Origin of the sequence: Streptomyces sp. CB01373, assembly GCF_002803075.1 — a bacterium.
GTDB lineage: Bacteria > Actinomycetota > Actinomycetes > Streptomycetales > Streptomycetaceae > Streptomyces.
In genome coordinates this window covers 470702-484601 of sequence record NZ_NNBK01000001.1, presented here as the reverse complement: position 1 = coordinate 484601, position 13900 = coordinate 470702, and the positions used below count along the sequence as shown (strand labels likewise).

The following is a 13900-nucleotide window of genomic DNA, read 5'->3' as shown; positions in this document are numbered from 1 at the left end:
CTACAGGTCGGACTGGCCGTTGAGCGCGGCCCGCACCAGGTCTGCCACTGTCATCGAGTCGACGGACTCGTCGTCTTCGTCATCGCCGGCCCCACCGCCGCGTCCGGCGAGCTGGAGCAGGGGCTCCAGGACGCCGATCTCACGCAGCCGGTCGAGCGGGACGGAGGCCAGTACGGCCCTGATCTCGGTCTCCTCGTCGGACACGGCCGGCTCGTCGGGGACGAGCCGGGCGAGGACGAACTCACCCAGCGCCAGCGGCGTCGGGTGGTCGAAGACCAGCGTCGCGGGCAGGCTCAGGCCGGTCGCGGCGCCGAGCTGGTTACGCAGCTCGACCGCGCCCAGTGAGTCCACCCCGAGGTCCCGGAAGGACCGTTCGGCGCCGACGGCGCCGGTGTCCGGGTAGCCGAGGACCTGCGCGGCACGGGTGCGCACCAGGTCCACGACGGTGTCGAGCCGGCGGGCCTGCGGCATGCCCGCCAGCCGGTCGGCGAGGGTGCCCTCCGGGGACTCGGGCGCCGCCGCGGCGACGGTCTCCCGGTAGCCGGGGAACTCCCGCAGCAGGGCACTCGGCCGGCTGCCGCCGAAGGCGGAGGCGAACCGGTCGAGGGCGACCTCGGCGACCACCGCGGTCGGCTCCTTGCCGGTGACCAGCCGCAGCAGCGACTCCACGGCGAGGTCCGGGTCCATGGCGCCGACACCGGCCCGGCGGGCCGCTTCGTCCGCGCCGTGGCCCTCGGCCATGCCGCCGCCCGCCCAGGCGCCCCAGGACACGGAGGTCGCGGGCAGGTTCTGCGCCCGGCGGATCTCGGCGAGGGCGTCCAGGACCGCGTTGGCCGCCGCGTAGTTGGCCTGGCCGGGGTTGCCGACCGCGGAGGAGGCGGACGAGAACAGGACGAACGCAGTCAGGTCGAGGTCGCGGGTCAGCTCGTCGAGCAGCAGCGCCGAGGTGACCTTCGCGCGGAACACCTGCTGGTACCGCTCCGGGGTGAGCCGGTCGATGACGCCGTCGTCGAGCACGCCCGCCGCGTGGATCACCGCGGTCAGCGGCCGGTCGGCCGGGATCGCGTCGAGCACCGCGGTGAGCTGATCCCGGTCGGAGGCGTCGCAGGCGGCGAGGGTGACGCCGGTGCCGAGCGCCTGGAGTTCGTCGCGCAGGGCGGTGGCACCGGGCGCCTCGGGTCCGCGGCGGCCGAGCAGCACCAGGTGCTGGGCGCCCTCCTTGGCCAGGCGGCGGGCCACATGGGCGCCGAGGGCGCCGGTGCCGCCGGTGATCAGCACGGTGCCGGTCGGGTCCCAGGCGCCGGTCTGCCCGCGGTCCGGTGCCGGTACGAGGCGGCGGGCGAGGACGGCGGAGCCGCGGACGACGACCTGGTCCTCCCCGTCGAGTCCGGCGAGGACGGCGGCCAGTCCGGCGGCGGCACGCTCGTCGGCGCGCTCCGGCAGGTCCACCAGGCCGCCCCAGCGGTGCGGGTACTCCAGCGCGGCGACCCGGCCCAGGCCCCACACGGCGGCCTGTAGCGGCCGGCGCGGGCGGTCGGTGCGGTTGGCGGACATGGCGCTGCGGGTGACGCACCACAGCGGGGCCTCGATCCCGGCGTCGCCGAGGGCCTGGAGCAGCGTGCCGGTGAGGGCGACGCCCTCGGGCACGTCGCCGTGCACCGTCTCGCTCAGGGCGAGCAGGGAGACGACGCCGGCGAAGCGGGTGCCCTCCGCGGTGGCCTCACGCAGGGTGGCGGCCATGGCCGCCCGGTCGGCGCTGCCGGCCTCGGCGCGCACCACCCGGGTGCCCAGGGCGTCCAGCGCGGTCGTCACCCACGGGTCCTCGCCGAGGCCTTCGGGGACGACGGCCAGCCAGGTGCCGGTGAGCGGCTTGCGGTGAGCCATCGCCGCGCCGGTCAGACGCTTCCAGACGATGCGGTGGCGCCAGTTGTCGAGCTGTGTCTCCTCGGACTTGCGGCGGCGCCAGTCGAGCAGGGCCGGCAGCACCTTGGACAGGGCGTCGCCCTCGACGTCGAGGACGGACTCGAGCGAGCCGAAGTCCTCCTGCGCGACGGCGTCCCAGAAGGCGGTGTCGGTGCCTTCGGCCTCTCCGGCGGACACGGTGCCCTGCGCGGTGGCGGGCAGGGTGTCCGGCCAGAACCGGCCGCGCTGGAAGGCGTAGGTCGGCAGGTCGAGCCAGGAGCCGGGGGCGGCGTCGAAGAAGGTGTCCCAGCGGGGTCCGGCGGCGTGCACGTGCAGCCGGCCGAGGGCGGCGACCAGGGTCTCCACCTCGTCGCGGTTGCGGCGCTGCGCGGGGATGCCGGCGCTGTCCGGGGCGCTCTGCTCGGCGAGCGCGGACAGCACCGCGTCGGGGCCGAGTTCGAGGAAGACGCGGACGCCCCGGCCGGCCAGTGCGGTGACGCCGTCGGCGAACCGGACGGTGCCGCGCACATGGCGCACCCAGTAGTCGGCGTCGCACAGCTCGTCGGCGCCCGCCACGTCGCCGGTCACGTTGGACACGACGGCGATGCGGGGTGCGTCGTAGCGCAGGCTCTCGGCGACCTTGCGGAACTCGGCGAGCATCGGGTCCATCAGCGCCGAGTGGAAGGCGTGGCTGACCTTGAGGCGGTTGGTGCGGCGGCCCCGCTCGGCGAGGACGGCGGCCAGGGCGAGCACCGCGTCCTCCTCACCGGCGAGCACCACGGACGTGGGGCCGTTGACCGCGGCGATCGACACCGCGTCGGTGAGTTCGGCGGCGACCTCCTTCTCGGTGGCCTCGACCGCGACCATGGCGCCATCGCGCGGCAGTTCCTGCATCAGGCGGGCCCGTGCGGCGACCAGCCGGCAGGCGTCGTCCAGGGAGAGGACCCCCGCGACATGGGCGGCGGCGATCTCGCCGACGGAGTGGCCGGCGACGAAGTCCGGCGTCACACCCCAGGACTCCACCAGGCGGTACAGGGCGACCTCGAAGGCGAACAGCGCGGGCTGGGTGTGCCCGGTCTCGTTCAGGGTCTCCTGGTCGCCGTGCCAGACGATCTCCCGCAGCGAGGCGCCGAGGTGGCCGTCGAGCCGGGCGAGGACCGCGTCGAACGCCTCGGCGAACACCGGGAACCGCTCGTACAGGTCCCGGCCCATGCCGAGCTGCTGGGAGCCCTGGCCGGAGAAGAGCACGGCGTGCTTGCCGGTGCGCTCCACATGGTGCTCGACGACGTGCGCGGCGGTGGTGCCCTCCGCGACGGCGGTGAGCCCGGCGAGCAGCGCGTCCCGGCCGGCGGCGGTCACCGCGGCCCGGTGTTCGAAGACGGCGCGGGTGGTGGCCAGGGTGCGGGCCAGGTCGGTGACCGTCTCCTCGGGGTGGCCGGTCACGTGGGCCAGGAGCTTGCGGGCCTGGGCGCGCAGCGCGTTCTCCGAGCGGCCGGACAGCAGGACCGGGACGGGCGAACCGTCCGCGGCGGGCTGGGCGGTCTGCGCGGGCTGCTTGGCGGGTTCCGGCTGCTCCAGGATCAGGTGGGCGTTGGTGCCGCTGGCCCCGAAGGAGGAGACGGCGGCCCGGCGCACCCGCTCCGACTCGGGCCAGGCGGTGGGCTCGGTGAGCAGGCGCGCGTTGCCCGCGGTCCAGTCGACGTGCGAGGAGGGGTTCTCGGCGTACAGCGAGCGCGGCAGCAGACCGTGCTGCATGGCGAGCACCATCTTGATGACGCCGCCGACACCGGACGCGGCCTGCGTGTGGCCGATGTTGGCCTTCAGGGAGCCGAGCAGCACGGGCCGCTCGCGGTCCTGGCCGTAGGTGGCCAGCAGGGCCTGCGCCTCGATCGGGTCGCCGAGCTTGGTGCCGGTGCCGTGCGCCTCGACGGCGTCGACGTCGGCGCTCGCGAGGCGGGCGTTGGCGAGGGCCTGGCGGATGACGCGCTGCTGGGCGGGGCCGCTGGGCGCGGTCAGGCCGTTGGAGGCGCCGTCCTGGTTGATGGCGGAGCCGCGCAGCACGGCGAGCACGCGGTGGCCGTTGCGGCGGGCGTCGGAGAGGCGCTCGACGACGAGCATGCCGACACCCTCCGACCAGCCGGTGCCGTTGGCGTCCTCGGAGAAGGCGCGGCAGCGGCCGTCGGGCGACAGCGCGCCCTGCGCGCTGAACTCGACGAAGCCGACCGGGGTGGCCATCACGGTGACACCGCCTGCCAGGGCGATCGAGCACTCGCCCGAGCGCACGGCCTGGGCGGCCAGGTGCAGGGCGACCAGGGAGGAGGAGCAGGCGGTGTCGACGGACACCGTGGGGCCCTGGATGCCGAGGGTGTAGGCGACGCGGCCGGACAGGAGGCTGGCGGACTGGGCGGTCTGCCACTGGCCGTACTCGGCCGGCGGCCGGTAGTCGCCGGAGCCGCCGCCGACGAAGACGCCGGTGGTGCCGCTGCCCCGCAGGGTCACCGGGTCGATGCCGGCCCGCTCCAGGGCCTCCCAGGACGCCTCGAGCAGGATCCGCTGCTGCGGGTCCATCACCATGGCCTCGCGCGGCGAGATGCCGAACAGGCCGGGGTCGAAGTCGGTGGCGTCGTAGAGGAATCCGCCCTGGTCGGTGGCGCTGCGGCCAGGGCCGTCCGCGGCGAGGGCGTCGAGGTCCCAGCCCCGGTCGGCCGGGAAGTCGCCGACGGCGTCGACCTCGTCGAGGAGGAGCTGCCAGAGGTCCTCGGGCGAGTTGACGCCGCCGGGGTAGCGGCAGGCCATGCCGACGATGACGACCGGGTCGTCGCCGGTGGCGACGGGCGCGGCCACCGGGGCGGCGGTGTCCGTGGCGCCGCCGAGGAGTTCGGTGCGCAGGTGCGCGGCGAGCGCCGCGGGGTTGGGGTGGTCGAAGACCAGGGTCGCGGGCAGCGTGATGCCGGTGGCCGTGGTGAGCTGGTTGCGCAGGTCGACGGCGGTCAGCGAGTCGAAGCCGAGGTCCCGGAAGGGCAGGTCGGGTTCGACGAGCGCGGTGTCCGCGTGGCCGAGGACCAGGGCGGCCTTCTCGCCGACGAGGGCGAGCAGGATGTCGTCCCGGTCGGCGGCGGGCTGCTCCAGGAGCCACTGGCCGTAGCCGCCGGAGGCGGCGGCCTCCTCGGTACGGGTGCGGGCCGCGCCGGCGAGGGCGGTCCTGGCCTCGGGCAGGCCGTCGAACAGCGCGGTGGTCCTGGCCTCGTGGTGCGCCGGGGCGAAGGTGTCCCAGCGGACGTCGGCGACGGTGACCGCGGCGGAGCCGTCGGCGACGGCACCGGCAAGGGCGGTCAGGGCGGCGTCGGCGTCCATCACCGGCAGCCCGTTCATCCGCAGGTGGGCGGTGGTCGACGGGTCGGCCAGCTCGGCCCAGGCACCCCAGGAGACGGCCAGCGCGGGCGTCCCGCCGGCGCGCAGGGCGCGGGCGAGGGCGTCCACGTAGGCGCCGCCCGCGGCCTCGTCGGACCTGCCGCGCACGCCCCAGACCCCGGCGATGGAGCCGAAGAGGACGAACGCGTCCAGGGAGCGGCCGGTGACGGCCTCGGCGAGGGCGTCCACCGGGGCGAGGGCGGCGGCCGGGCCGTCCGCCGGGGTGTCGTCGGCGTACACGACCGCGGTCAGGTCGCTCAGACCGTCCAGGAGCGCGGTGGCCGCGTCCCGGTCGCCGGTGTCGTGGACCGCTACGGTGACCTCGGCGCCGAGCCGCGCGAGTTCGGCCCGCAGCTCCTCGGTGCCGGTGCCGCCGTCGGCGGGCGAGGTGGTCAGCACGAGGCGGGTGGCGCCCTCGCGGGCGAGCCAGCGGGCGGCGTGGGCGCCCATGGTGCGGGTGCCGCCGACGACGAGGACGGTGCCGTGCGGGCGCCATCCGGCGTCGCCGGGGGCGACGGCGGTGCGCACGAGGCGGCGGCCGAACAGGCCGGCGGCGCGGACGGCGATCTGGTCCTCGGTGCCGGGCCCGGTCAGGTGGGCGGCGAGCAGGGCCGCGGTGGCGGCGTCGGCGTCGGGCGCGAGGTCGGCGAGGCCGCCGAAGCCCTCGGGGTGCTCAAGCGCGGCGACCCGGCCCATGCCCCACAGGGCGGCCTGGCCGACGGCGGCGGGTGCATCCCCGGTGACGGAGACGGCGCCGCGGGTGACGCACCACAGCGGGGCGTCGACACCGGCGGCCCGCAGTGCCTGAAGGACGGCGGCCGGTGCGGCGTCGGGCGCCGGCAGGGTGCCGGTGCCCGCGGCGAGCAGCGAGACCACCGTGGTCCAGCCGGCCGGGTCGACGTCCGCGAGTTCCCGGGCGAGGGAGCCGGGGGTTCCCTCGACGACGAGCGGGTCGGCGCCCAGGGCGGTGACGAGCGTCTCCGCCCAGTCGGCGCCCGCGTGCTCGGCGGGCACGAGGGCCAGGACCCGGCCGGCCGGGGCGGCGTGCGCCGGGGTGCCGAGCGCGGCCCAGCTCTCGTGGTAGCGCCAGTCGCGGGCGGTGGAGCGGGCGTCGTTGCGTCGGCGCCAGGCGGACAGCGCGGGCACCATCGTGGTGACGGTGTCGCCGTCCAGGCCCAGGGAGGCCGTGAGGCTCTCCAGGTCCTCCCGCTCGACGGCGGCCCAGAAGGCGGCGTCGACGGGGTCCGGAGTGCCGGTGGCGCCGGGCGCGGCGGGCTCGGGCCAGTAGCGCTCGCGCTGGAAGGCGTACGTCGGCAGTTCGACGCGATGCCCGCCGGTGCCGGCGAACCAGGCGGTCCAGTCGGGTCCGTTGCCCTGGGTGTGCAGGGTGGCCAGCCCGTCCAGGAGGGTGGTCTCCTCGGCGCGGTCGCGGCGCTGGAGCGGGACGGCGGTGGCGGGTGCCCCGTCGGCGGACGCGTCCAGGGTCTGCTGGGCGGCGGCGGTGAGCCGGCCGTCCGGGCCGATCTCGACGAAGGCGGTGACGCCGGCCTCGCGCAGGGCGCGCACGCCGTCGGCGAACCGGACGGTCTCGCGGACGTGCCGCACCCAGTAGGCGGGGGTGAGGAGTTCGGCTCCGGCGCGGGCGCCGGTCACGGTGGAGACCAGGGGGATGCGGGGCTGGTGGTAGGTGAGGGACTCCGCGACCCGGGCGAAGGAGGTCAGCATCGGGTCCATGAGCGGCGAGTGGAAGGCGTGGCTCACCTTGAGCCGGGTGGCCTTGCGGTCCTGTGCCTCGAAGTGCGCGGCGATCGCGGCGACTTCGTCCTCGTCACCGGCGACGACCACCGACGAGGGCCCGTTGACCGCGGCGATCGACACCCGCTCCGTGAGCTGCGGAAGCACCTCCTCCTCGGTGGCACGCACCGCGAGCATCGCACCGCCCCGCGGCAGCTCCTGCATCAGTGAGGCGCGGGCCGCCACCAGCCGGCAGGCGTCCTCCAGCGAGAACACCCCGGCGACATGCGCGGCGGCGATCTCACCGACGGAGTGGCCGGCGACGTGGTCGGGGGTCAGGCCCCACGACTCCAGGAGCCGGTGGAGGGCGACCTCGACGGCGAACAGCGCGGGCTGGGTCCAGCCGGTCTGGTCGAGCAGCTCGGCGTCGGGCGTGCCCGGCGCGGCGAACAGGACCTGGCGCAGCGAGAAGTCCAGCGCGGTGTCGAACTGCGCGAGGACCGTGTCCAGCGCGTCGGCGAACACCGGGAACCGCTCGTACAGGCCGTGGCCCATCATGGCGCGCTGGGCGCCCTGGCCGGAGAACAGGAAGGCGGTGCGGCCGGGGGTGCGGGACGCGACCGAGCGGGCCGTCTCGCGCACCCCGTCGGGGCCGGCGAGCAGCACGGCGCGGTGCGGGAAGAGGGTGCGGTCGGTGGCCAGGGAGCGGCCGACGTCCAGCGGGGAGAGCTCCGGGTGGGCGGCGGCGTACGCGGTGATCCGGTCGACCTGCTCCTGGAGGGCCTCGCGGCTGCGGCCGGAGACGATCCACGGGACGGTGGTGACCTCGGCGGCGGGGGCGGGCTCGTCGGCCGGGGCGGGCGCGGGCTCGTCGGCGGGAGCCTGCTCCACGATGACGTGCGCGTTGGTGCCGCTGACGCCGAAGGCGGAGACGCCTGCGCGCCTCGGCCGTCCGGTCCCGGGCCAGTCGCGTTCCTCGGTGAGCAGCGACACGGCGCCGCTGCTCCAGTCGACGTGGCTGGTGGGGCTGGTGACGTGCAGGGTGCGCGGCAGGGTGCCGTGCTGGATCGCCAGCAGCATCTTGATGACGCCGGCGACGCCCGCGGCGGCCTGGGTGTGGCCGATGTTCGACTTGATGGTGCCGAGGAGCAGCGGCTGTTCGGCGTCGCGGTCCCTGCCGTAGGTGTTGAGCAGGGCCTGCGCCTCGATCGGGTCGCCGAGGGTGGTGCCGGTGCCGTGCGCCTCGACCGCGTCGATGTCGGACGGCGCGAGGCGGGCGTCCGCCAGGGCCTGGCGGATGACGCGCTGCTGGGACGGGCCGTTGGGGGCGGTCAGGCCGTTGGAGGCACCGTCCTGGTTGACGGCGGTGCCGCGGATGATGCCGCGGACCTCGTGGCCGTTGCGGATCGCGTCGGAGAGCCGTTCCAGGACCAGCATGCCGACGCCCTCGGACCAGGCGGTGCCGTCGGCGTCGTCGGAGAACGGCTTGCAGTGCCCGTCGGGGGCCAGTCCGCCCTGGGTGCTGAACTCGACGAAGGAGTCGGGGGTCGACATCACCGAGACGCCGCCCGCGACGACGAGGTCGCACTCGCCGGCGCTCAGCGCGCGGCCCGCCCAGTGCAGGGCGACCAGCGAGGAGGAGCAGGCGGTGTCGACGGTGACCGCGGGACCCTCCAGGCCGAGGGCGTAGGAGAGGCGGCCGGACATCACGCTGGCGGTGTTGCCGGTGGCGACGTAGCCGGAGACGTCCGAGGCGGAGCGGCGCAGCAGGTTCGGGTAGTCCTGGCCGTTGGTGCCGACGAAGACACCGGTGGTGGAGCCGCGCAGCGCGGCCGGGTCGATGCCGGCCCGCTCCAGCGCCTCCCAGGTGGTTTCGAGCAGCAGCCGCTGCTGCGGGTCCATGGCGAGCGCCTCGCGGGGCGAGATACCGAAGAAGCGGGCGTCGAAGTCGGCGACCCCGGCGAGGAATCCGCCGTGCAGCGTGTCGGAGGCGCCGGCGCCGAGCGCCGCCATGTCCCAGTTGCGGTCGTCGGGGAAGGGGGTGATGCCGTCGCGGCCCTCGGTCAGCAGCCGCCACAGCTCCTCGGGCGTGGTGACGCCGCCGGGGAAGCGGCAGGCGAGGCCGACGACCGCGATCGGGTCGTCGTCGACGGCCCGGGTGGCGACGGTGCGGGCGGTGGACTCCGGGAGCGTGCCGAGGAGTTCGGCGAGCAGGAAGTCCGCCATCTCGCGTGGCGTGGGGTGGTCGTAGACGAGGGAGGCGGGCAGGCTCAGGCCGGTGATGGCGTTGAGCGCGTTGCGCAGCTCGAGGACGGTGAGCGAGTCGAAGCCGAGGTCGCGGAAGGCCAGGTCGTCGTCGACGGTGCGGGCGTCGGTGTGGCCGAGCACGGCCGCCACCTGGGTGCGCAGCAGGTCGAGGACGTGTGCGGCGCGCTCCTCGGCGGGCATCCCGGCGAGTTGCTGCCGCAGGCCCGACCCGGTGGCGGTGGCCGCCGCCGGGGCGGTGACGCCGGCCGTCTCCGGGAGGTCGGCGACGAGCGGCAGCGGGCGGCCGGCCGCGAAGGCGCGCAGGAAGCGTTCCCAGTCGATGTCGGCGATGGCGACGGTGGTGTCGCCGTTGCCGACGGCGCGCAGCAGCGCGGCGACGCCGGAGGCGGGGTCGAGGGGTTCGAATCCGCCGCGGCGCACGCGGGCGGCGATCTCGGCGGCGTCCGCGACCATGCCGGAGCCGGCCCAGGGGCCCCAGGCCACGGACAGGGCGGGCAGGCCCTGGGCGCGGCGCTGCTCGGCGAGGGCGTCGAGCTGGGCGTTGGCGGCGGCGTAGTTGCCCTGTCCGGCGGCGCCGATGAGGCCGGCGGTCGAGGAGAACAGGACGAACGCGGCGAGGTCGAGTCCGGCGGTGAGGTCGTGCAGATGGCGGGCGGCGACCGTCTTGGCGTGCAGGACGGTGGCGAAGCTCGCCGGGGTCAGCTCGTCCACCACGTGGTCGTCGACGACGCCCGCGGTGTGGAAGACGGCGGTGAGCGGCGCGTCCTCGGGCACCTCGGCGAGGAGTGCGGCGAGCGCGTCGCGGTCGGCGGCGTCGCACGCGGCGATCGTGACGCGGGCGCCCGACTCCTCGAGTTCGGCGCGGAGTTCGGCGGCGCCCGGGGCGTCGGGTCCGCGGCGGCTGGTGAGCAGCAGGTGGGCGGCGCCGTCGCGGGCGAGGCGGCGGGCGAGGTGTCCGCCGATGCCGCCGGTGCCGCCGGTGATCAGGACGGTGCCGGCCGCCGGGTCGAAGGCGGGGCGGACGGTGTCGGCGACGGGGCTGTGGGCCAGGCGGCGCAGGAAGACACCGCCGGCGCGGACGGCGACGGCGTCCTCGCCGTCGCCCGCGGCCAGGATGCCGCGCAGCCGTCGGGCGGCCTGCGTGTCGAGGTTCTCCGGGAGGTCGACGCTGCCGCCGAAGCGGGCGGGCAGTTCGAGGGCGGCGGCCCGGCCGAGGCCCCACACCGCGGCCTGCTCGGGTGCCGTGACCTGCTCGGAGCGGCCGACGGCGACGGCTCCGCGGGTGACGTTCCACAGCGGGGCGTCGAGGCCGGCGTCACCGAGCGCCTGGAGGGCGGTGGCGGTGAGGGTGAGCGCGGCCGGGGCGCCGGGGTGCCCGGCGTCGCCGGGCGCGAGCGGCAGCAGCGACAGCACGCCCTGGAAGGTGTCGCCGTCGGCGGCCTCGGTGAGGCGGGCGGCGAGGGCGGCGCGGTCGGTGCCGGTGACCTCCACGCGGACGGTGGCGGTGGCGAGGGCGGCCTCGACGTCGGCGGCCCAGGCGGCGGTGGCCTCGTCGCGGTACGCGGCCGGGACGAGGACGAGCCAGCGTCCGGTGGGTGCGGCGGCGGGGGCGCCGCCGCGCGGCTTCCAGGTGACGCGGTAGCGCCAGGAGTCGAGCGCGGACTGTTCGCCGCGGCGCCGCCGCCAGGCGGTGAGCGCCGGGACCATCGCGGTGACGGTCGTGTCGTCCAGGCCGAGTGAGGCGGCGAGCGAGGCGACGTCGGCGTGTTCCACCGCGGCCCAGAACTCGGCGTCGAGCGCGGAGCCGGGTGCGACGGTGGTGGTGCCGGCCGCGGTGGTGTCGGGCCAGTACCGCTCGCGCTGGAAGGCGTAGGTGGGCAGGGCCACACGGCGAGCGCCGCTGCCCTCGAACCAGGTGGCCCAGTCGACGTCGAAGCCGTGGGCGTGGGCCGCGGCGACGGCGGTGACGAGGGCCTGCTCCTCCGGGCGGTCGCCGCGGAGCGTGGGCAGCAGCGCCGTGCGGGAGGCGTCGGTGAGGCTCTCGCGGGCCATTCCGGTGAGCACGCCGTCGGGGCCGAGCTCCAGGAAGGTCTGGACGCCGCCCTGGGCGGACAGCCAGCCGATGCCGTCGGCGAAGCGGACGGCGGAGCGGACGTGGGAGACCCAGTAGTCGGCGCCGCACACCTGCTCGGGAGTGGCGAGGGTGCCGGTCACGTTGGAGACGAACGGGATCGCCGGCGCGTGGTACGTCAGCGTGCGGGCCACGGCGGCGAAGTCGTCCAGCATGGCGTCCATGAGCGGCGAGTGGAAGGCATGGCTCACCCGCAGGCGCTTGGTGCGGCGCCCCTGCTCGGCGAAGTGCGCGGCGACGGCGAGCACGGGCTCCTCGACACCGGCGACGACGACGGACCGGGGCCCGTTGACGGCGGCCACGGAGACCTGGTCGGCGAGGCCCTCCAGGTGCGGCAGCACCTCGTCCTCGGCGGCCTCCAGGGCGACCATCGCGCCGCCCTCGGGCAGCGTCTGCATCAGCCGGCCGCGGGCGGCCACCAGGGCGCACGCGTCGTCGAGGTCGAGGACGCCGGCGACGTGCGCCGCGGCGATCTCGCCGACGGAGTGGCCGGCCAGGTAGTCGGGGGTGATCCCCCACGACTCCAGCAGCCGGAACAGCGCCACTTCGAGGGCGAACAGCGCGGGCTGCGCGTAGCCGGTGCGGTCGAGCAGGGCGGCGTCCTCGGTGCCCTCGGCGGCGAACAGCACGTCGCGAAGGGGGCGTTCGGTGGTGCCGTCGATCCGGGCGAGCACCGCGTCCAGGGCGTCGGCGAACACCGGGTGGCGCTCGTACAGTTCGCGGCCCATGCCGAGGCGCTGGCTGCCCTGTCCGGTGAACAGGAAGGCGGTGCGTCCGCGTCCGGTGCGGCCCTGGACGAGACCGGCGCCGGGCAGTCCGTCGCGCAGTGCGGTCAGGCCGCGCACCAGTCCTTCGTGGTCGTCGGCGACGACCGCGGCGCGGTGCTCGAGGGCGGCGCGCGAGGTGGCGAGGGAGAACGCCAGGTCGGTCGGGTGGATGCCGGGGCGGCCCGCCAGCAGGTCGAGCAGGGCTCCGGCCTGGGCGCGCAGGGCCGCCTCGCCGCGTCCGGAGACGAGGACGGGCACGAGGGCGTCCCGCGGCGCGGGGGTGTCCTCCTCGGGGGCGGCCGGGGCGGTCTCGGCGGGGGCCTGCTCCAGGATGGTGTGGGCGTTGGTGCCGCTGAGGCCGAAGGACGACACGGCGGCGCGGCGCGGGCGGCCGGTCTCGGGCCACTCGGTGCGCTCGGTGAGCAGCTGGATGGTGCCGGAGGACCAGTCGACGTGGGTGGACGGCTCGTCGATGTGCAGCGACCTGGGGACGACGCCCTCGTTGAGGGCGTGGACCAGCTTGATGACGCTGGCGACGCCGGAGGCCATCTGGGTGTGGCCGATGTTGGACTTCACCGAGCCGAGCAGCACGGGCCGCTCGGGGTCGCGGTCCCTGCCGTAGGTGGCGAACAGGGCCTGCGCCTCGATCGGGTCGCCGAGGGAGGTGCCGGTGCCGTGGCCCTCCAGGACGTCGATGTCGTCCGCCTCTACGCCGGCGTTGGCGAGGGCCTGGCGGATGACGCGCTGCTGGGAGGGGCCGTTGGGGGCGGTGAGGCCGTTGGAGGCGCCGTCCTGGTTGATGGCGGAGCCGCGGATGACGGCGAGGACCTCGTGGCCGTTGCGGCGGGCGTCGGAGAGCCGCTCCAGCAGGATCAGGCCGACGCCCTCGGCGAGAGTCATGCCGTCGGCGCCCTCGGCGTACGCCTTGCAGCGGCCGTCCTCGGCGAGGGCCCGCTGCCGGCTGAAGCCGACGAACGACATGGGCGTGGACATGATGCTGGCACCGCCGGCGAGAGCGAGGGAGCTCTCGCCGTTGCGCAGCGACTGGCAGGCCAGGTGGATGGCGACCAGCGAGGACGAGCACGCGGTGTCCAGGGTGACGGCGGGGCCCTCGAAGCCGAACAGGTAGGAGACGCGGCCGGACAGCACGCTGGGGAGCGAGCCGGTGATCATGTGGCCTTCGGAGCCCTCGCTGCCGGGTACGGCGGCGCCGTAGTCCTGGTAGCTGGCGCCGATGAAGGTGCCGGTGAGGCTGCCGCGCTGGGCGACCGGGTCGATGCCGGCGTTCTCGAAGACCTCCCAGGCCGTCTCGAGCAGGAGGCGCTGCTGCGGGTCCATCGACAGGGCCTCGCGGGGCGAGATGCCGAAGAAGCCCGGGTCGAAGTCGGCGACGTCGCGCAGGAAGCCGCCCTGCACCGAGTAGGTGCGGCCGGACGCGTCCGGGTCGGGGTCGTAGAGGGCCTCGGCGTCCCAGCCGCGGTCGGCCGGGAAGACGGAGATCGCGTCGACCTCGTCCAGCGCGACCCGCCACAGCTCCTCGGCGGAGGTGACGCCGCCGGGGTAGCGGCAGCTCATGCCGACGATGACGATCGGGTCGTCGTCGACGGGCGCCCCGGCGGTCACGGCGATGGCGCCCGCGGAGTGGACGTCGGCCAGTTCGGAGTGGAGGAAGCCGGCCAGGGCGGCC

Annotated in this window: 1 protein-coding gene (only partly in view); it reads right to left on the bottom strand. The window is 76.0% G+C overall.

Features of this window, described 5'->3' with window-relative positions:
- On the bottom strand, positions 1–13900 hold the 3' portion of the coding sequence (locus CG719_RS02090) for a type I polyketide synthase (RefSeq protein ID WP_442802692.1). The gene runs 14462 nt beyond the window's last position; 13900 of the gene's 28362 nt are visible here — the last part of the coding sequence; its start codon lies off the right edge, out of view; the stop codon is at positions 1–3.